This window comes from Maritimibacter sp. 55A14 (assembly GCF_003122205.1).
Taxonomy (GTDB): domain Bacteria; phylum Pseudomonadota; class Alphaproteobacteria; order Rhodobacterales; family Rhodobacteraceae; genus QEYE01.
Genome location: NZ_QEYE01000001.1, coordinates 89,144 through 108,094, shown reverse-complemented (window position 1 = coordinate 108,094; position 18,951 = coordinate 89,144). Strand labels below are relative to the sequence as shown.

Sequence of the window (18,951 nt, the reverse complement as noted above, 5' to 3'; positions counted from 1 at the left end):
GGCCTGCGCGGACCCGGTGGGCATGCTGGTCTACAGCTACGATATCCGCCTGGTTCTGGCCTCCGTCGCGATCTCGATGATGGCGGCCTTTACCGGGCTTGCGCTGACGCGCGGGCTGTCGGCCATGCCGATGGGCATCCGGCAGTTGCGCATCGCGATGGCGGCGGTGGCGCTGGGCGGCGGCATCTGGTCGATGCATTTCGTGGCCATGCTGGCGATGCGTTTCAACGTGGCGGTCTATTACGAGGCGCTGAGGACCGTCGCCTCGGTCCTGATCGCGATCCTGCTGGCGGGGCTGGCGCTGTTGCTGATGCATTTCGGCCCGCGCCGGGGCTGGAAGAGCGTCGCGGCGGGTGCGGTGCTGGGACTGGGCATCGTGGTCATGCATTACGTGGGCCTTTCGGGCATCGAGGGCTGCCTGCCGGTCTACGACCCAACGGGATATGCCGTGGCCGGTGGCCTGGCCGTGGGAATGGGGATCGTGGCGATCCGCGTGGCCTATGGGCGGCGCACCGGCCGCAACATCCTGCTGGCCACGCTGATCTTCGGGGGGTCCGTGGTGATCGTGCATTTCACCGCGATGTACTGGACGGACTTCGCCGCCACTGCTGGCGGCGCGCTGCCGCGCCCGGCGATGGACAACGAGCAGCTTGCGCTGATCGTGCTTTTCTCGGGCTTCGTGATCTCGGGCGCCTTCCTGCTGTCGGGGGCGCGGTTCCTGTCGGGGGCGCCGGGCGGGACGGCCATGCCTGAGGAGGCCCCTTCCGCGCCGCCCGCGGGCACCGGGCCGCGCGTGCCCTTCGAGCGCGACGGGATCACTTATTTCCTGCCCGCGGGCCAGGTTGCGGCGATCCGCGCCGAGGGCCATTACACGATCGCCTATACCGAAGGCGGGCGGGTCTTCTGTCCCTGGTCGATCACGGAGGCGGAGCGGCGACTCTCGGACGGGGCCTTCTTTCGCGCCCATCGCAGCTATCTCGTCAATACCGGCCATGTCAGCGGCTTCGAGCGGCGCAAGGATAATGGCGTCTGCCTATTCGAGGGTTTCGCGCATCTGGAAAAGGTGCCGGTGAGTCGCGCCCGCGTCGCCGCGCTGCGGGACCGGCTGGGGCTCTGATCGCAATTCGTGCAACCATGCCGCAACTCGTGCAGCGGGATGCGCTCGCCGTGCGGCGGCGTGTCGCACGACGGCGATGCGCGGGCTAGCCTCCCCGGAGCGCGCCGGAAAAGGCGCCGGAGAACACGGAGGAGCCGGAGAGATGATACCGGGCGTTTTCGAATATCACCGACCGGGTGCCGTGGCGGAGGCCGTGGCGCTCCTGCGCGCGCATGGCGACGAGGCGCGCGTGGTGGCGGGCGGCCACAGCCTGATCCCGATGATGAAGCTGCGCATGGCCGCGCCGGAGCACCTGATCGACCTGCAGGGGCTCGACGAACTCAGGGGCATCGAGATCGGCGCGGAGATCCGCATCGGCGCGATGACCACGCAGCATGAGATCCTGACCCATTCCGGCCTGGCGGAAGCCGCGCCGATCATGGCCGAGGCGGCGCGGCAGATCGCCGATCCGCAGGTGCGATACCTGGGCACCATCGGGGGCAATGTGGCCAATGGCGATCCGGGCAACGACATGCCGGGACTGATGCAGTGTCTGGATGCGCGCTTCACGCTGGCCGGCCCCGACGGCACGCGCGAGGTCGCGGCGCGCGACTTCTTCGAGTCGGCCTTCATGACCACGCGCGAGGAGGAGGAAATACTGACCTCCATCAACTTCGCGCGCCCGACCGGCGGCTGGGCGTATGAGAAGCTCAAGCGCAAGATCGGGGATTACGCCACCGCCGCCGCCGCCGTGCAGATCGCGGTGGAGGGCGGCAAGGTCACGGCGGCGGCCATCGCGATGACCAACCTGTCGGATGTCCCGGTCCTGAGCGCGGGCGCGGCCGCGGCGCTGACCGGTACCGGTTGCGGGCCGGAGGCGGTGAAAGCCGCGGTCGACGCGATGCAGGCGGATATCGACCCGGTGGAGGACAATCGCGGGCCGGTGGAGTTCAAGAGACATGTCGCGGGGGTGATCCTGGCCCGCGCGATCGCGCGCGCCTTCGAGCGCGCCTGAAGGGGAGGCGGAGATGGCAGAGAAGATGCACCTGAAGCTGACGGTGAACGGCAAGCCGGTCGAGGCTCTGGCCGAACCGCGCGAGTTGCTGATCCATGTGCTGCGCGAACGCCTGGAGATCACCGGGCCGCATATCGGCTGTGAGACTTCGCATTGCGGGGCCTGCACCGTGGACATGGACGGCCGGTCGGTGAAATCCTGCACCGTGCTTGCGGCGCAGGCACAAGGCGCGCAGATCACCACGATCGAGGGGATCGGCACGCCCGACGCCCTGCATGTGCTCCAGGAGATGTTCCGCGAGCATCACGGGCTGCAATGCGGCTTCTGCACGCCGGGTATGATCACCCGCGCCTGGCGGCTTCTGCAGGAGAACCCCGACCCGACCGAGGAGGAGGTGCGCTTCGGCATGTCCGGCAATCTCTGCCGCTGCACCGGCTATCAGAACATCGTCAAGGCGATCCTGGCCGCCGCCGCCGAACTCAACGCCGCGAAGGAGGCCGCGCAATGAACGAGATGACGCCAAGCCGCGAGGAACGCACCGCCAATCTCAAGGGGACGGGCTGCGCCCGCAAGCGGGTCGAGGATGCCCGTTTCACGCAAGGCAAGGGCAATTACGTCGATGACGTGAAGCTGCCGGGGATGCTTTTCGGCGATTTCGTTCGCTCGCCCCACGCCCATGCGCGGGTGACGTCGATCGACCCCGCCGCCGCGCTGGCGCTGCCCGGCGTGGTCGCGGTGCTGACCGCCAAGGATCTCGAGCCGCTGAACCTCCATTGGATGCCGACGCTGGCCGGCGACAGGCAGATGGTGCTGGCCGACGGCAAAGTGCTCTTTCAGGGGCAGGAAGTGGCTTTCGTGGTGGCCGAGGACCGCTATATCGCCGCTGATGCCGTCGATCTGGTCGAGGTCGAATACGAGGACCTTCCGGTCGTCGTCGATCCCTACAAGGCGCTGGAGGACGACGCCCCGGTGCTGCGCGAGGACCTCGAGGGACAGGACGAGGGCGCGCACGGGCCGCGGCGCCACCACAACCACATCTTCCGGTGGGAAGCGGGCGACCGCGAGGCCGCGGAGGCCGCGATCGGCGGCTCCGAGGTCGTGGTTTCGGAGCGGATCTATTACCAGCGCACCCATCCCTGTCCGCTGGAGACCTGCGGCTGCGTCGCCTCGATGGACAAGGTCAACGGCAAGCTGACGGTCCGGGGCACCTTCCAGGCGCCGCATGTGGTGCGCACGGTGGCCTCGCTGCTCTCGGGTATCGACGAGCACAACATCCGGGTGATCTCGCCCGATATCGGCGGCGGCTTCGGCAACAAGGTCGGGGTCTATCCGGGCTATGTCTGCGCCATCGTGGCCTCCATTGTCACCGGCGTGCCGGTGAAATGGGTCGAGGACCGGATGGAGAACCTGATGGCCACGGCCTTTGCCCGCGACTACTGGATGGACGGTACGATCTCGGCCACGAAGGACGGCCGGATCACCGGACTGAAGGCCCATGTGATCGCCGATCACGGCGCGTTCGACGCCTGCGCCGACCCCACGAAGTTTCCCGCCGGCTTCTTCCATATCTGCACCGGAAGCTATGACATTCCGGCCGCGCATGTGGCCGTGGACGGGGTCTATACCAACAAGGCGCCGGGCGGCGTAGCCTATCGCTGCTCGTTCCGGGTGACCGAGGCCGCCTACATGATCGAGCGGCTGATCGAGATTCTCGCCGCCAAACTGGACATGGACGCGGCCGAGTTGCGGCGCATCAATTTCATCAAGGCTGATCAGTTCCCCTACCAGTCCGCCCTGGGCTGGGAATATGACAGCGGCGATTATCACACCGCCTGGGAGAAGGCGCTCAGGGCCGTGGGTTATGAAGGTCTGCGGGCCGAGCAGGCGCAACGGATCGCCGATTTCAAGGCCGGGAAGACCCGCAAGCTGCTGGGTATCGGGCTGACGCATTTCACCGAGATCGTGGGCGCGGGGCCGGTCAAGAACTGCGACATCCTGGGCATGGGCATGTTCGACAGTTGCGAGATCCGCATCCACCCAACCGGCAGCGCGATTGCCCGGCTGGGCACGATCAGCCAGGGCCAGGGGCACGCCACGACCTTCGCGCAGATCCTGGCCTCCGAGACCGGCATCCCGGCCGACCAGATCACAATCGAGGAGGGTGACACCGACACGGCGCCCTACGGGCTGGGCACCTATGGCTCGCGCTCGACGCCGGTGGCGGGTGCCGCGACGGCGATGGCGGGGCGCAAGATCCGCGCGAAGGCGCAGATGATCGCGGCCTATCTGCTGGAGGTGCATGACGACGATCTGGAATGGGACGTGGACCGGTTCGCCGTCAAGGGCGCGACCGAGCGGTTCAAGACCATGGCCGAAATCGCTTATGCCGCCTATAACCAGGCCATTCCGGGGATCGAGCCGGGGCTGGAGGCGGTCAGCTACTACGACCCGCCCAACATGACCTATCCCTTCGGGGCCTATATCTGCGTGATGGAGATCGACGTGGATACCGGCGAGCACGGGATCCGGCAATTCTATGCCCTCGACGATTGCGGCACCCGGATCAACCCGATGGTGATCGAGGGGCAGGTTCATGGCGGGCTGACCGAGGCGCTGGCCATCGCCATGGGGCAGGAGATCGCCTATGACGATATCGGCAACGTCAAGACCGGCACGCTGATGGATTTCTTCCTGCCCACGGCCTGGGAGACGCCCAACTACACCACCGACTGGACCGAGACGCCCAGCCCGCACCATCCGATCGGGGCCAAGGGCGTGGGCGAGAGCCCCAATGTGGGTGGGGTCCCGGCCTTCTCCAACGCGGTGCATGACGCATTCCGGGCCTTTGGTCTGACGCAGAGTCACATGCCGCACGATCACTGGCGGATATGGAAGATCGCCCATGACCTGGGCCTGCATGGCTGAGATGTCGCAGGGGCGGGGGCGCTGCCCCCGTCCCGGATAAATCCGGGACTCCCCCGGAGTATTTCGGGAAAGATGAAGCGGGCAGAGGCGATGCGGAACTGGCGGGAATTGCGCGACGGGATGGCCGGGCAGGGCTATGTCGCCTCGGACGACCTGGCGATGGCGCTGCATCTGGCGCTGGTGCTGGAGCGCCCGTTACTGCTGGAGGGTGCGGCGGGGGTCGGCAAGACCGAGGTGGCGCACAGCCTGGCGGCGCTACGCGGCGCGCGGCTGATCCGCCTGCAATGCTACGAGGGGCTCGACGCGGGCCAGGCGATCTACGAGTGGAATTACCAGCGCCAGCTTCTGGCGATCCGGGCGGCGGCGGAGGCGGGCGAGACCGGTCCGGATGTGGAGGCGCGCATCTTCTCGGAGCCCTTCCTGTTGCGCCGGCCGCTTCTGGAGGCGATCAGCCAGGACAGGCCTCCGGTGCTGCTCATCGACGAGATCGACCGCGCCGACGAGGAGTTCGAGGCCTATCTGCTGGAGGTGCTGTCGGATTTCACCGTCTCGATCCCGGAACTGGGCACGGTGACGGCGCGGGCGCGGCCGCATGTGATTCTGACCTCCAACGGCACCCGCGATCTCTCGGACGCGCTCCGACGGCGCTGCATCTATGCCCATCTCGACTATCCCGATCGCGAGACCGAACTGGCGATCCTCGCGGCGCGTCATCCGGGCCTGGAGCCGGGCTTGGCCGCGCAGATCGTTGGTTTCGTGCAGGCGCTCAGGCGCGAGGAGCTGGAAAAGGCGCCGGGCGTTGCCGAGACGCTGGACTTCGCCGCCGCGATCGCCGGTCTGGGCCTGGCCGATCTGGGCGAGGACCCGGTGGCGCTCAGGGCGGCGCTGGTCACGCTTCTGAAGACACAGGCCGACCGCGCCGCGATCCCGCTGGAGGTCGCGCAGCGGCTGGCCGGGCGGGCGGCGTGATGACGTCCCGCGTCACCCGGTTTCCCGCCCGCGCCAGCGGCCCGGCGGAGCGTCTGGCGGGATTCCTCGCGCATCTGCGGCTCAACGGATGGCGGCTGGGCGTTGGTGAATGCGCCGCGGCGATGGCAGCGCTTTCGGCGGTCAACCCGACCGACCCGCGCGAGGCGCGGCTGGCGCTCAAGGCGGTCTGCGCGGGCAACGCGGAGGAGGTCGGGGGCTTCGATGCGCTCTTCGACGCCTATTGGTTCAACCGAGGCCGCGAACGGGCGGGCACCGTGCCGGATCCCGCCCAACCGGCCCGGCGCGACCGCCAGCACCGGCCTTTCGTCACCGAGGCGCTGGAGGCGCGGCGCGCCGGACGCGCGGAACGCCCGGATGCCGAGAGCGGCGGCGCGGCGGAGGCGGACGGGGAGGGCCGGCTCGTCGCGTCGCGCCGGGCCAACACGATGCGCAGCGATCTGCGCGAGTTCGTGACGCAAGAGGAGATTGCAGAGGCCGAGGCCATCGCAGCGCGGCTGGCGCGCGCGATCCGTGACCGCCGCTCGCGGCGGCGCAAGGCGGCGCGGCGCGGGCAGAGTCTCGATCTCAGGCGCATCGCGCGGGCCTCGGTCGCCACCGGGGGCGAGCCGATCCGCCTTTTTCACCGGCGCCGCCCCGACCGGCCCGCCAACCTGGTGCTGCTCCTGGACGTCTCGGGCTCGATGACCGTCTATGCCCGCGTATTTCTGGCCTTCCTCAAGGGCGTGCTGGCCGCCGACATGCGCGCGGATGCGTATCTTTTCCACACCGGGCTGGTTCGGATCACCGACGCGCTGCGCGACCGTGACAGCCTGCGCGCGGTCAATCGGCTGTCGCTCATGGCGCAGGGCTTCGGCGGCGGTACGCGGATCGGCGGCGCGCTGGCGGCGTTCAATGCGGGCTATGCGAAGGCCCGCGTCAACGGGCGCAGCGTGGTGATGATCCTGTCCGACGGCTACGACACCGACCCGCCGGAGCGGCTGGCGGCGGAACTGGCGCGGCTGAGGCGCCGGGGTTGCCGGATCGTCTGGCTCAACCCGCTCAAGGGCTGGCGGGGCTATGCGCCGGTGGCCCGCGGCATGGCGGCGGCGCTGCCGCATCTGGATCTCTTCGCCCCGGCCAACACGCTGGAGAGCCTGGCCGCGCTGGAGCCGGAGTTCGCGCGGCTATGACCGGGCCGCTTCCCAGCCAGAGCGACATCCTGGCGCTGGCCTCGCGGCTGAAGGAGGTCGGTGCACCCTTCGCGCTGGCCACCGTGGTGCGTACCGTGTCGGTCACCGCGGCCAAGGCTGGCGCCAAGGCAGTGATCCGCGCCGACGGCACCATCCACGAGGGCTGGATCGGAGGCGGCTGTGCCCGCGCGGCGGTGCTGCGCGCGGCGCGCGAGGCACTGGAGGACGGCCGGCCCCGGTTGATCTCGATCCAGCCGGGCGATGTGCTGGAGGCGCGCGGCGTGACCCCCGGCGACGAGGTGGAGGGGGTGCGCTTCGCCCGCAACATGTGCCCCAGTCAGGGCACGATGGATGTCTTCGTGGAGCCGGTCGTGCCCGCGCCCGAACTGGTGATCTGGGGCGAAAGCCCGGTGGCGCGCGCGCTGGCAGGGCTGGCGCCGGGCTTCGGGTTCGAGTTGACGCTCTGCGCGCCGGGGGAGGATGCGCCGGGTCAAGGCAATCCTGATGCCCCGCCCGGTGACGGGACGCCGGTCAGCGCGCGCGGGCGCTATGTCGTCGTCGCGACGCAGGGCGCGGGCGACGAGGCGGCGCTGAAGGCCGCGCTTGGGGCACCTGCGGATTACGTGGCCTTCGTGGGCAGCCGGGCGAAGATGGCGGCGCTCGATTCGCGGCTGCGCGAAAGCGGCGCGGATCCGGCGCGGCTCGAGGCGCTCCACGCGCCCGCCGGGCTCGATATCGGGGCGATCACGCCCGAGGAAATCGCGCTCTCGGTCCTGGCGGAGATTGTCCTTCACCGGCGGAAAGGCCAGCGCCGCAAGGCCTGAGAAGCGCGCCGCAGGCTGGCCAATGGGGCGTCGGTATGGGCAAGCCAAGCGGCGATTGCGCGCTTTTTGTCGTTTTTGTAGTATCGGGTACCGCAACGCGACATGTCGGGGACCGATCTCCGGCGGACAAATTGGCCACAAGTCGCTCATGCAAGGGTTTGGCCGCGTGAATCACCTGGACCGCCCAAAAAGAATCGAGCGAGCTCATAAGGGGGATACTGCATGACAGATGCACCAGACGACCAGGGCATACCGGCGCCCGAAGGCGCCGCCGACCTGATCAAAACGGATTACACGATCGGTCAGGACAATGTAGACGGCAGGATCGGGCCGTTCGGTTTCGACATCCACAATCCGGTTTTCGTGATTTCCGGCCTGACCATTGTGGCCTTTGTTGCTTATGCGCTCATTGCGCCCGCGCAGGCGTCCGATTTCTTTGGATGGCTGCGCCCTGCGCTGACCAGTACCTTTGATTGGTTCTTCCTGCTCTCGGCCAACATTTTTGTAATTTTCTGTCTCTTCCTGATCGTCAGCCCCTGGGGCTCGGTGCGGCTGGGCGGCACGGACGCCACGCCCGACTACACCTATACCGGCTGGTTCGCGATGCTCTTCGCGGCGGGCATGGGGATCGGCCTGATGTTCTTCGGGGTTCTGGAACCGGTCTACCACATGGCGATTTCCGCGCCGCTCGGCGTACCGTCGCCCTTCGGCGAGGACGGGGCGATCATCGAGGGCAATGTCGAGGCGGCCAAGGCAATGGGACTCGCGGCGACCTCGTACCACTGGGCGTTGCATCCCTGGGCCATCTACGCCGTTGTCGCGCTGTCGCTCGCGCTGTTCTCCTACAACAAGGGTCTTCCGCTGACGATCCGCTCGGCCTTCTACCCGATCTTCGGGGAAAAGGTCTGGGGCTGGACTGGCCATATCATCGACACACTCGCGGTCTTCGCAACGCTCTTCGGTCTGGCCACCTCGCTGGGCTTCGGCGCACAGCAGGCCAACGCCGGTCTGAACCATATCTACGGCATTCCGGAGAGTGTGACGGTTCAGGTGATCCTGATCATCGCGATCACGGCGGTTGCGCTGATCTCGGTCCTGCGCGGGCTCGATGGCGGCGTGAAGGTGCTCTCGGAGATCAACATGGCGATTGCCGCGCTGTTGCTGGTCTTCGTGCTGCTGGCCGGCGCGACGATGACGATCCTGGGCGATTTCGTGCAGGGCATCGGGGCCTATTTCAAGAACGTCATCCCTCTGTCAAACCCCTTCGGCCGTGAAGACACCGGCTACATGCAGGGCTGGACAGCGTTCTACTGGGCCTGGTGGATTTCCTGGTCACCCTTCGTGGGCATGTTCATCGCCCGCGTCAGCCGGGGCCGCACGGTGCGGGAATTCGTTACCTGCGTACTGATCATTCCGTCGCTGGTCTGCGTCTTCTGGATGGCGGTCTTCGGCGGTGCGGCGATCGACCAGGTTCTGTCCGATCCCGTCGGCAGCGCGGTCAAGGCGCAGGTGATCGACAGCTACAACCCGCCGCTGTCGCTCTTCGCGATGCTCGAAGGGCTGCCGTTGGCCTCGATCACCTCGACCATCGGGATCATCCTGGTGATCGTCTTCTTCGTCACCTCGTCGGACTCCGGTTCGCTGGTGATCGACACGATCACCGCGGGCGGCAAGGTCGATGCGCCGGTCCCGCAGCGGGTCTTCTGGTGCACCTTCGAAGGGCTTGTGGCCATCGCGCTTCTGATCGGCGGCGGCCTGGGTGCGCTGCAGGCGATGGTGATCTCGACCGGTCTGCCATTCACGATCATCCTGCTGATGATCTGCTGGGCGATCCTGAAGGGGCTGATGAGCGAGAAACGCGCCTGATCGCGCTTGCCACCGCCCGCGCGGGGTGGCTAACCTGACATCCAAGAGGGCCCCGGAGCCGATCCGGGGCCCTTTTGATGACAGGAGAGGCCATGCCCCAACTCGACACTGAATTCGCGCGCAGCCAGTTCCCCGCCTTCTCGGAACCCTCGCTTCGGGGTCAGGCCTTCTTCGAAAACGCCGGCGGCTCCTACGCGTCGCGTTTCGTGATCGAGCGCCTGACGCGCTTCTACCGCGAGCGAAAGGTCCAGCCCTATGCGCCCTTCGAGGCCAGCCGCCTCGCGGGGGAGGAGATGGATGAGGCGCGCAGCCGGCTGGCCGCGATCCTGGGGGTGGAAAATGACGAACTCTCCTTCGGACCGTCCACGACGCAGAACACATACGTCCTGGCGCAGGCGTTCCGGCAGCACCTGAAGCCGGGTGACGCGATCATCGTCACCGACCAGGATCACGAGGCCAATTCCGGCCCCTGGCGGCGGCTCGCCGAGGACGGGATCGAGATCCGGGAATGGCGGATCGACCCGGAGACCGGGCATCTCGACCCCGCCGCGCTGCCGCCGTTGCTGGACGGCAATGTGCGGCTCGTCTGTTTTCCGCATTGCTCCAACGTGGTGGGCGAGATCAACCCGGTGGCCGAGATCGTCGAGACCGCGCACCGCGCCGGCGCGGCCGTCTGCGTGGACGGGGTCAGCTACGCCCCGCACGGGCTGCCGGACGTGGGCGCGCTGGGGGCCGATATCTACCTCTTCTCGGCCTACAAGACCTACGGGCCGCACCAGGGCCTGATGGTGATCCGCCGCGCGTTGGGCGAGGCGCTGCCCAACCAGGCGCATTTCTTCAATGCCGATACGCTCTACAAGCGGTTCACCCCGGCGGGGCCGGACCACGCGCAGATCGCGGCCTGCGCGGGCATGGCCGACTATGTCGACGCCCTGCACATGCACCATTTCGACGGGCTCGCGCGCCCGGTCGAGAAAGGCCGGCAGGTGCATGACCTGATGCGCGCGCATGAGGTGGCGCTGCTGGAGCCGCTGCTCGACCGTCTGTCGCAACGCAACGATCTGCGGCTTCTTGGTCCGCGCGATGCGGCGCAGCGTGCGCCCACCGTCGCGCTGGCGCTGGACCGCCCGGCCGAACCGGTTGCCGCGGCACTCGCCGCACATGGCATCATGGCGGGCGGCGGCGATTTCTACGCGGTCTGCCCGCTGAAGGCGATGGGGGTGGACCCGGATCGAGGTGTGCTTCGGATGAGCTTCGTACATTACACGCAGGAAGCGGAAGTCGAGCAGCTCATGACGGCGCTCGACGCGGTCTTGTGATCTACGGCGGGGGGCCGCGCGTATCCGTCTGAAACGGGGCAGGGGGCAGCCATGCGCGATGCATCGCCGGTCATATTGTGGCTTCGCCGTGACTTCCGCCTGGCCGATCACCCCGCCTTGCACGCCGCCGCGTCGTCGGGCCGTCCGGTCATTCCGGTTTTCATCCATGACGAATTGGTCGAGACGCTGGGCGCCGCCCCGAAATGGCGTCTCGGGCTGGCTGTGGAGGCCTTTGCCGCCCGCCTTGCGGAAATCGGGTCGCGCTTGACCCTGCGCCGCGGTCCGGCGCTGGAGGTCTTGCGCGAACTCGCGGCGGAAACGGGCGCCGGCGCGGTCTGGTGGTCGCGCGCCTATGACCCGGACGCGGTCGCGCGCGACACGGGCGTCAAGGCGGGGCTCGTCGAGGACGGGCTCGCGGCGCGCAGTCATCCCGGACATCTGTTATTCGAACCTTGGACCGTCGAAACCCAGCAGGGCGGTTTCTACAAGGTCTTTTCTCCGATGTGGCGCGCGGTGAAGGACCGCGAGCTGGAAGCGCCGTTTCCCGCCGTCACGTCGCTGGCGGCGCCGGAGACCTGGCCGCAATCCGCGCGGCTGGCAGACTGGGCGATGGGCGCGGCGATGGGGCCTGGCGCGGTCGTGCTGGCGCGCCATGTCTGCGTGGGCGAGCGCGCGGCGCAGGGCCGGCTTGGCGCCTTCATCGACCGCCGGATCGCCGAATACAAGGCGCGCCGCGATTATCCTGCGGAACCCGCGACCTCGCGCCTGTCGGAGAACCTGACCTATGGCGAGATCGGCCCGCGCACCGTCTGGCTTGCGGGGCTCGCCGCGCTTCGCCGGGGCGCGCCGGGGGCCGAGCATTTCCTCAAAGAACTTGGCTGGCGCGAATTCGCCTATCACCTGGCCTGGCACGCGCCGCGCATCACCCATGCCAACTGGCGCCCCGAATGGGACGCCTTCCCCTGGTCGGAGGACGAGGACACGGCCGTACTGCGCTGGAAGCAGGGCCGCACCGGGATCGCCTTCGTCGATGCGGCGATGCGCGAGATGTATGTGACCGGCCGGATGCACAACCGCGCCCGGATGATCGCGGGCTCGTACCTGACCAAGCACATGATGAAGCACTGGCGGATCGGTCAGCGCTGGTTCGAGGAGTGCCTGATCGACTGGGATCCGGCCTCCAACGCGATGGGCTGGCAGTGGGTGGCGGGCTCCGGTCCGGACGCCGCTCCGTATTTCCGCATCTTCAATCCCGACACGCAGCTTGCGAAGTTCGATCCCGGCAGGGAGTACGTTGCGCGCTACGTGGCAGAGCGCGCCGGGGATCGGCCGGGGGCCGATGCACTGGCGTTCTTCGAGGCCGCGCCGCGAAGCTGGAACCTCTCACCCGATATGGCCGTGCCCGAGCCGCTCGTCGCGCTGGACACGGGCCGACGCCACGCCCTGGCTGCCTATCGCGCGCGCGAAATGGATAAAACCTCAAGAACATGAATGGTTGTAACGCCTTGTTCAACCTCGGAAGATGGACCGGATCAACCATGTACCTCGTGGCGAGTGGCAACACGAGCGGCCGGTGGGCGAGAGGATTTCATGCGTTTGCCTTGATAGATCTACCCGTCCGGAATGCTGCCCGGGCTCCACGCCGCAGGCACGAGCTTTTCTCGCGCGACTGGCGCGCGACTGGGACGATATCCGCGCGACATCCGCGCAACGGGCATCGACCTGCGGTTCCGGCAAATGTGGGACTATTACTGGCATATTGCGCAGCGTCCTTGCGTGGTGGTAACTGTAATGTGACGCAGGTCACGATGACCCGCCCCGCGCGAGGAGAGCCGCTTGCCCACAGCCGCGAAACTGGTCGCCGCCGCCACGTTCGCCATTGTCGGCCTTCTGGCGGGGATGGCGTATACGCAGATCCTGCCCGAGGGCATGGCGACGACGAACCTGCTCCTGACGGCGACGGGGGTGGGACTCTTCTGTGGTTGGTTCGTGATGGGTCGGCTCGTGGGACAGGGCGTGCTTCCGGCCGCCGGTCACGGGCTGCGCACCTCGCTGATGATCGTGGTCTGGATGCTTCTGATCTTCTCGATCCGGCAGATGCTGATCTTCAGCACGCGGATGCGCTATGACGGGCCGGTCGACGCGATCACTGGCGTCTTCAAGCTGGGCGCTGAATACGCGACAAGCGCGGCCACGCTGCCGGTCATCGCGGTCCTGATCGTCGGCGGTCTGATCGGCGGCGCGTTGTCCGAAATGGCCAGTCAACGCTGGCGCTGAGGCGCAGGAATATCTGTTTCGGCATGATGGCAGAGCGGCTCTTTCTCTACGGCACCTTGCGCGACCCGGACCTGCTGGCGGTGGTCCTGGGCCGGGATTCGGCGCCCGATCTCGTGCCGGCGCGGCTGCACGGGCATGAGCCGCGCAGCGTCGTGCCCGGCGATTATCCGGTGGTGCTGCCCTGCAAGGGCGGCGCGACCGCGGGCGTGCTCGTGACCGGGCTTGGTAGCGACGAGATCGCGCGGCTGAAGTTCTACGAGGGCGAGGGCGACCACTACCGGCTCGTCCCGGTCGAGGTGGAGTGCCAGGGTGCGCGTCTCGCCGCGCATATGTTCGCCCCGGTGACAGGCTGGTTCGAGACCGGCGATGTCTGGCACCTGGAGACCTGGAAGAAAGGGCCGCGCATGTTGGCGCTGGAGGCCGCGCGCGAGATCATGAGCGAGTATGGCGCGCGTTCCAGCCGGGATGTCGCGGAGCGTCACGGGCTCATGCGGATACGCGCGCAGTCGCGCCTCAACGCGCGCCGCGACCCGCCGCGCCCGCGCATCGCCACCGGCGCAGGCGCGGCGATAACCCGCGCCCACAGGCGCCCCTACGCCAAGTTCTTCAATGTCGAGGAGTTCGATCTCGACCTGCCGGCCTTCGGTGGCGGGCGCTACCGCCCGCGCGAACGCGCCGCCCTCGTCACCGCCGATTCCGTGACCGTTCTGCCCTACGACCCGCGGCGCGACAGGGTTCTGCTTGTCGAACAGTTCCGGGTCGGCCCCCATGCGCGCGGTGACACCCATCCCTGGACGCTGGAGCCGATCGCCGGGCGCTGCGAGCCCGACGAGGACCACGCGACCACGCTCCGCCGCGAGGCGCTGGAGGAGGCGGGGCTGGAGCTTGCGGGCGGGCTCGAGCGCATCTCGGCCTTCTACCCCTCGCCCGGCGCGCTCAGCGAGTTCATCACCGCCTATCTGGCGCCTGCCGATCTGCCCGACGGCATCGCCGGGGTGCATGGGCTGGCCGAGGAGGGCGAGGATATCCGCACCCATCTGCTGTCGTTCGAGACGCTGATGGCGGCGCTCGACCGGGGGGAGTTGCGCACCGCGCCGCTGGTGGTTTCGGCGCATTGGCTGGCGCGCAACCGCGACCGCCTGCGCGGGGCCGCTGGTGCTTGAGTTCCGCCGCCGCCGGTCCTATCAAGGGAAGGCACTGCTGCAAGACAAGGGGCTCTGGACATGCGGATTTTCAAGGACCTGCCGGACGCGGTCGGACACACGCCCCTGATCCGCCTGCGGGCGGCATCCGAGCGCACGGGCTGCGAGATCCTGGGCAAGGCGGAGTTCCTGAACCCCGGCCAGTCGGTCAAGGACCGGGCCGCTCTGTGGATCATCCGCGACGCGGTGGAGCGCGGCCTGCTGTCGCCGGGCGGCACGATCGTGGAGGGCACTGCGGGCAACACAGGCATCGGCCTGGCGCTGGTGGGCGGGTCGATGGGCTTTCGCACCGTCATCGTGATCCCCGAGACCCAGAGCCAGGAGAAGAAGGACATGATCCGCCTGGCCGGCGCGGAACTGGTGCAGGTGCCCGCGGCCCCTTACAAGAACCCCAACAATTATGTGCGCTATTCCGGCCGGCTGGCCGAGAAGCTGGCCGAGACCGAACCCAATGGCGCGGTCTGGGCCAACCAGTTCGACAATGTTGCCAACCGCCAGGCACATATCGACACCACCGCACCGGAGATTTGGGAACAGACCGATGGCCGGGTGGACGGCTTCGTCTGCGCGGTGGGTTCGGGCGGGACGCTGGCCGGGGTGGCCGAGGGGCTGCGTGCGCGCCGGCGTGACGTGAAGATCGGCATCGCCGATCCCGCAGGCTCGGCGCTTTACGAGTACTACGCGCATGGTGAGCTGAAGGCCGAGGGCACCTCGATCACCGAAGGCATCGGGCAGGGCCGTGTGACCGCCAATCTCGAAGGGCTCTCGGTGGATATGGCCTGGCGCATCGACGATGCGGAGGCGCTGCCGCTGGTCTTCGACATGGTGACTGAGGAGGGGCTCTGCCTGGGCGGCTCGACGGGCATCAACATCGCCGGGGCGATCCGCATGGCCGAGGAGATGGGGCCGGGGCATACCATCGTCACGGTGCTCTGCGACTATGGCAACCGCTACCAGTCCAAGCTCTTCAACCCCGAGTTTCTGCACGAGAAGGGCCTGCCGGTGCCGCAATGGCTCGACACCGGACCACGGCCGCTGCCGTCGGTATTCGAATAGATGGCCCTGCGTGGCGTCAGGATGATCGGGCTTCTGCGCGCCGTTCTCCTGGCGCTCGTGGTTGCGGCCGGGGCGCTGGGGGGCTCGGCGCCGCCGCTGATGGCGCAGCCGTCGGCCGGTACGCAGGCCGAGGCACCGGATTACGACGAATGGACGCGGATCGCGAAACGGGCCGAGGACACGGTCGCGCGCGGCGAGGCGTCGAACGAGGCGCTAGAATCGCTGCGCAAGGAACTGGTGAACTGGCGCAGCCGCTTCCAGTCGGCGCAATCCGTAAATGACAAACGAATCAAGACCATACAGGGCCAGATCGACGCGCTTGGACCCGCACCGGCGGAGGGTGAGAGCGAGCCCGATGCGATCAGCGAGCGTCGGAGCGAACTGAACGATCAACTCGCCGAGGCGCGCGCGCCCCATGTCCGGGCGGAAGAAGCCTTCACCCGCGCCAACGGGCTGGTCGAGGAGATCGACAAGATCATAGACACGCGAAAGACCGACCGGATCTTCCGGCTCGGTCCGTCGCCACTCAACCCGTCCAACTGGCCCGGCGCCGCGGCCGGGCTGGCCCGCCTGGGCAATGAGGTCTCGGGCGAAATCCGGGAGAACTGGAACAGCAGCACGGGTGCGGTTAAACGGCGCGAGAACGCGCCGCTGATCGGGGTCCTGTCGCTTCTTGCCTTCGTGCTGCTGGTGCGTGGACGGCGCTGGTTCCTGCGGCTGGTGGGGGCGTTCATCCCGCGCGGCAGCGGCATCTACCATCGCGAGTTCCGCTGGATCATCGTGTCGCTCTCCAGCTTCGCGCTGCCGATGCTGGGCCTGGTAGCGCTGATGTTCGCGGTACGGCTGACCGGGCTGACCGGCGCGCGTGGCGATGCGCTGCTCGACGTGCTGCCCTGGATGGGGCTTTTCCTCTTCGGGGGGCGCTGGATGGCCTCGGTCATCTTCAGTTCCGACGATCGCGCGCCGGAATTCTGCCATCTCGACGAGCGGATGCTGGCCAAGGGCCGCCGCGCGGCCACGGGGCTGGGCGTAATGTTGGCGGTGGCAGTGCTGCTCGGCGCCGCGCTGCGCCAGCCGGTCTTCCCCGAAGAGGCGCGGCTCGTCCTGGGCTTTCCCGTCGTCGTCGTGATGGGCCTCCTGCTGGTGCGGCTGGGCCGGGTGCTGCGCGTCGATGCACTCGACACCATGGATGACGATGACAGCGGGCTGTTCCGCGACCGGCTGATGTACCTGGTCTCGCGCGTTGTCATGGGCGTGGGCGTGGTGGGGCCGCTTCTGGCGGTGGTGGGTTATTTCAACGCCGGCACGTTCTTCGTCTTCCCCTCGGTGATGTCGCTGACGCTGATCGGGCTGATTGCGGTGCTCCAGCGGCTCCTGGTCAACGGCTTCGCGCTGCTGATGCGCAGCGATCCCGAAGGCGGCCATGCGGAATCGCTGATCCCGGTGCTGGTCTCGGGCGTGCTGGTGTTGGCCGCGGTGCCGCTCTTCGCGCTGATCTGGGGAATGCGTCCTTCGCGGCTGAGCGAGATTTGGACGATGTTGCGCGATGGGTTCACCATCGGCAAGGTCACCATTTCCTTCAGCGATATCATGACCCTGGTGGTGGTCTTCGTGATCGGCTACACGATCACCCGGCTGATCCAGGGCGCATTACGCAGTTCGGTCCTGCCGCGCACCAAGCTCGATATCGGCGGGCGCGAGGCGATCGTCACTGGCACCGGCTACTTTGGTATCGTCCTGGCAGCTCTGCTGGCCATCACCACCGCAGGATTCGACCTGTCGAGCCTGGCGATCGTGGCTGGCGCGCTCTCGGTCGGGATCGGCTTCGGGCTTCAGAACATCGTGTCGAATTTCGTCTCGGGGATCATCCTGCTGATCGAGCGGCCGATCAAGAAAGGGGACTGGATCGAGGTTGGTGGCGTGCATGGCTATGTCGGCGACATCTCGGTGCGCTCGACCCGGATCCAGACTTTCGACCGCTCCGACGTGATCCTGCCCAATGCCGATCTGGTGGCCGGACGGGTGACCAATTATACGCTGTCGAACCTGGCCGGGCGGGTCATCGTGCCGGTGGGCGTGGCGTATGGCAGCGACACCCGCAAGGTGGAGGAAATCCTGCTGTCGGTGGCCAGGGAACACCCGATGGTGGTGCTCAACCCCGAACCTTATGTGGTCTTCAAGCAATTCGGGGCGGATTCGCTCGATTTCGAGATACGCGCCATCCTGCGCGACGTGAACTTCGTGCTGAACGTGCATTCAGACATGAACCACGAGATCGTCAAGCGCTTCACCGAGGAAGGCATCGAGATCCCGTTCGCGCAGCGCGACATCTGGCTGCGCAACCCCGAGACGCTGCGCGGCGCCCCGGCGAAAGGTGCGGAAAGCGAACCGGTCGCCACGGCGAAGCCGGGCACCGAGGCGCCGCCCGCGGGCCAGGCAGGCGACAGTGATGCGGCGGATGGAGGCGACATATGACCACCGAACCGGTCTTCATGGCCGAACCCTATGCCCGCGAGACGCGCAGCAGCGTGACCGCCCATACCGAGGAAGGCGGCATCGTCTGCGCGGCGTCGATCTTCTATCCCACCGGCGGCGGCCAGCCCGGCGACAGCGGGCGGCTTCTGTGGGAAGGCGGCGAGATCGCGGTCGCGACCACCGTCAAGGGCGAGCGCGGCGAGATCGTGCTGGTGCCGGGCGAGCCCAGCCGCCTGCCGCCCGTCGGCACCGAGGTCATCCAGCTTCTCGACTGGGAGCGCCGCTATCGCCACATGCGCATCCACACGGCGCTGCATCTTCTCTCGGTGGTGATCCCGCTGCCGGTCACGGGCGGGTCGATCACGGCCGAGAAGGGGCGGCTCGACTTCGATATGCCCGAGGCGCCGGCGGACCGCGACGCGCTGGAGGCCCGGCTCAACGAGTTGATCGCGCGCGACCTGCCGGTGGGCGAGGAATGGATCACCGATGCGGACCTGGAGGCCAATCCGGGCCTGGTCAAGACCATGTCGGTGCAGCCGCCCCGCGGCGCCGGGCGCGTGCGGCTGGTGCGGATCGGAACCCCGGAAGACCAGGTGGATCTGCAACCCTGCGGCGGCACCCACGTCGCGCGAACAGGCGAGATCGGGCCGGTGGCATTCGGCAAGATCGAGAAGAAGGGCAAGCGCAACCGCCGCGTCAGTATCACCTTCGCCGAAACGAATTGACGCGCGGCGGCA

At 67.8% G+C, this 18,951-nt stretch carries 15 protein-coding genes; all 15 read left to right on the top strand.

What is annotated here, in order from left to right; genetic code table 11:
• Positions 1–22: 22 nt before the first annotated feature.
• The 15 genes from DDZ14_RS00530 (at position 23) to DDZ14_RS00460 (ending at position 18,939) form a co-directional block, all read left to right on the top strand.
• Positions 23–1,117, top strand: coding sequence for an MHYT domain-containing protein (locus DDZ14_RS00530; protein ID WP_109422991.1), 1,095 nt, complete (start codon positions 23–25; stop codon positions 1,115–1,117).
• A gap of 142 nt (positions 1,118–1,259) precedes the next feature.
• Positions 1,260–2,111, top strand: a complete 852-nt coding sequence (locus DDZ14_RS00525; RefSeq protein ID WP_109422990.1) for a xanthine dehydrogenase family protein subunit M — start codon at positions 1,260–1,262, stop codon at positions 2,109–2,111.
• 13 nt (positions 2,112–2,124) lie between these two features.
• Positions 2,125–2,619 carry a (2Fe-2S)-binding protein gene (locus DDZ14_RS00520; RefSeq protein ID WP_109422989.1) on the top strand — a complete coding sequence of 165 codons (495 nt, stop codon included), beginning with the start codon at positions 2,125–2,127 and terminating at the stop codon, positions 2,617–2,619.
• Positions 2,616–5,036: an aerobic carbon-monoxide dehydrogenase large subunit gene (locus DDZ14_RS00515; RefSeq protein ID WP_109422988.1), complete on the top strand. Its 2,421-nt coding sequence runs from the start codon at positions 2,616–2,618 to the stop codon at positions 5,034–5,036. The genes DDZ14_RS00520 and DDZ14_RS00515 overlap by 4 nt, the downstream gene beginning before the upstream one ends.
• Before the next feature lie 72 nt (positions 5,037–5,108).
• On the top strand, positions 5,109–6,005 hold the full coding sequence (locus tag DDZ14_RS00510) for an AAA family ATPase (protein ID WP_369914205.1): 897 nt from the start codon (positions 5,109–5,111) through the stop codon (positions 6,003–6,005).
• A complete protein-coding gene (locus DDZ14_RS00505; RefSeq protein WP_109422987.1) occupies positions 6,005–7,195 on the top strand; it encodes a VWA domain-containing protein in 1,191 nt (396 codons plus the stop codon). Before DDZ14_RS00510 ends, DDZ14_RS00505 begins: the two co-directional genes overlap by 1 nt.
• Positions 7,192–8,019 (top strand): XdhC family protein, encoded by an 828-nt coding sequence (locus tag DDZ14_RS00500; RefSeq protein ID WP_109422986.1) that lies wholly within the window; start codon positions 7,192–7,194, stop codon positions 8,017–8,019. The genes DDZ14_RS00505 and DDZ14_RS00500 overlap by 4 nt, the downstream gene beginning before the upstream one ends.
• Positions 8,020–8,241: 222 nt before the next feature.
• Positions 8,242–9,885: a BCCT family transporter gene (locus DDZ14_RS00495; protein WP_109422985.1), complete on the top strand. Its 1,644-nt coding sequence runs from the start codon at positions 8,242–8,244 to the stop codon at positions 9,883–9,885.
• A gap of 92 nt (positions 9,886–9,977) precedes the next feature.
• Positions 9,978–11,204 carry an aminotransferase class V-fold PLP-dependent enzyme gene (locus DDZ14_RS00490; RefSeq protein ID WP_109422984.1) on the top strand — a complete coding sequence of 409 codons (1,227 nt, stop codon included), beginning with the start codon at positions 9,978–9,980 and terminating at the stop codon, positions 11,202–11,204.
• Between the two features lie 51 nt (positions 11,205–11,255).
• Positions 11,256–12,695, top strand: coding sequence for a deoxyribodipyrimidine photo-lyase (locus DDZ14_RS00485; RefSeq protein WP_109422983.1), 1,440 nt, complete (start codon positions 11,256–11,258; stop codon positions 12,693–12,695).
• A gap of 345 nt (positions 12,696–13,040) precedes the next feature.
• Positions 13,041–13,481, top strand: a complete 441-nt coding sequence (locus DDZ14_RS00480; protein ID WP_109422982.1) for a TrgA family protein — start codon at positions 13,041–13,043, stop codon at positions 13,479–13,481.
• A gap of 23 nt (positions 13,482–13,504) precedes the next feature.
• Positions 13,505–14,644 (top strand): gamma-glutamylcyclotransferase, encoded by a 1,140-nt coding sequence (locus DDZ14_RS00475; protein ID WP_109422981.1) that lies wholly within the window; start codon positions 13,505–13,507, stop codon positions 14,642–14,644.
• 60 nt (positions 14,645–14,704) lie between these two features.
• Positions 14,705–15,739 (top strand): cysteine synthase A, encoded by a 1,035-nt coding sequence (locus DDZ14_RS00470; RefSeq protein WP_109422980.1) that lies wholly within the window; start codon positions 14,705–14,707, stop codon positions 15,737–15,739.
• Positions 15,740–18,214: a DUF3772 domain-containing protein gene (locus tag DDZ14_RS00465; protein WP_109422979.1), complete on the top strand. Its 2,475-nt coding sequence runs from the start codon at positions 15,740–15,742 to the stop codon at positions 18,212–18,214. It abuts the gene before it with no gap.
• Positions 18,211–18,939 (top strand): alanyl-tRNA editing protein, encoded by a 729-nt coding sequence (locus DDZ14_RS00460; RefSeq protein ID WP_109422978.1) that lies wholly within the window; start codon positions 18,211–18,213, stop codon positions 18,937–18,939. Before DDZ14_RS00465 ends, DDZ14_RS00460 begins: the two co-directional genes overlap by 4 nt.
• The last annotated feature ends 12 nt before the right edge of the window (positions 18,940–18,951 follow it).

Excerpts from the sequence above, each read along its gene's own strand:
- DDZ14_RS00485 (WP_109422983.1), top strand. The coding sequence starts at position 11,256 with ATGCGCGATGCATCGCCGGTCATATTGTGGCTTCGCCGTGACTTCCGC.
- DDZ14_RS00530 (WP_109422991.1), top strand. The coding sequence starts at position 23 with ATGCTGGTCTACAGCTACGATATCCGCCTGGTTCTGGCCTCCGTCGCG.
- DDZ14_RS00465 (WP_109422979.1), top strand. The coding sequence starts at position 15,740 with ATGGCCCTGCGTGGCGTCAGGATGATCGGGCTTCTGCGCGCCGTTCTC.
- DDZ14_RS00475 (WP_109422981.1), top strand. The coding sequence starts at position 13,505 with ATGATGGCAGAGCGGCTCTTTCTCTACGGCACCTTGCGCGACCCGGAC.
- DDZ14_RS00460 (WP_109422978.1), top strand. The coding sequence starts at position 18,211 with ATGACCACCGAACCGGTCTTCATGGCCGAACCCTATGCCCGCGAGACG.
- DDZ14_RS00495 (WP_109422985.1), top strand. The coding sequence starts at position 8,242 with ATGACAGATGCACCAGACGACCAGGGCATACCGGCGCCCGAAGGCGCC.
- DDZ14_RS00505 (WP_109422987.1), top strand. The coding sequence starts at position 6,005 with ATGACGTCCCGCGTCACCCGGTTTCCCGCCCGCGCCAGCGGCCCGGCG.
- DDZ14_RS00500 (WP_109422986.1), top strand. The coding sequence starts at position 7,192 with ATGACCGGGCCGCTTCCCAGCCAGAGCGACATCCTGGCGCTGGCCTCG.
- DDZ14_RS00470 (WP_109422980.1), top strand. The coding sequence starts at position 14,705 with ATGCGGATTTTCAAGGACCTGCCGGACGCGGTCGGACACACGCCCCTG.
- DDZ14_RS00525 (WP_109422990.1), top strand. The coding sequence starts at position 1,260 with ATGATACCGGGCGTTTTCGAATATCACCGACCGGGTGCCGTGGCGGAG.
- DDZ14_RS00510 (WP_369914205.1), top strand. The coding sequence starts at position 5,109 with ATGAAGCGGGCAGAGGCGATGCGGAACTGGCGGGAATTGCGCGACGGG.
- DDZ14_RS00490 (WP_109422984.1), top strand. The coding sequence starts at position 9,978 with ATGCCCCAACTCGACACTGAATTCGCGCGCAGCCAGTTCCCCGCCTTC.
- DDZ14_RS00520 (WP_109422989.1), top strand. The coding sequence starts at position 2,125 with ATGGCAGAGAAGATGCACCTGAAGCTGACGGTGAACGGCAAGCCGGTC.
- DDZ14_RS00515 (WP_109422988.1), top strand. The coding sequence starts at position 2,616 with ATGAACGAGATGACGCCAAGCCGCGAGGAACGCACCGCCAATCTCAAG.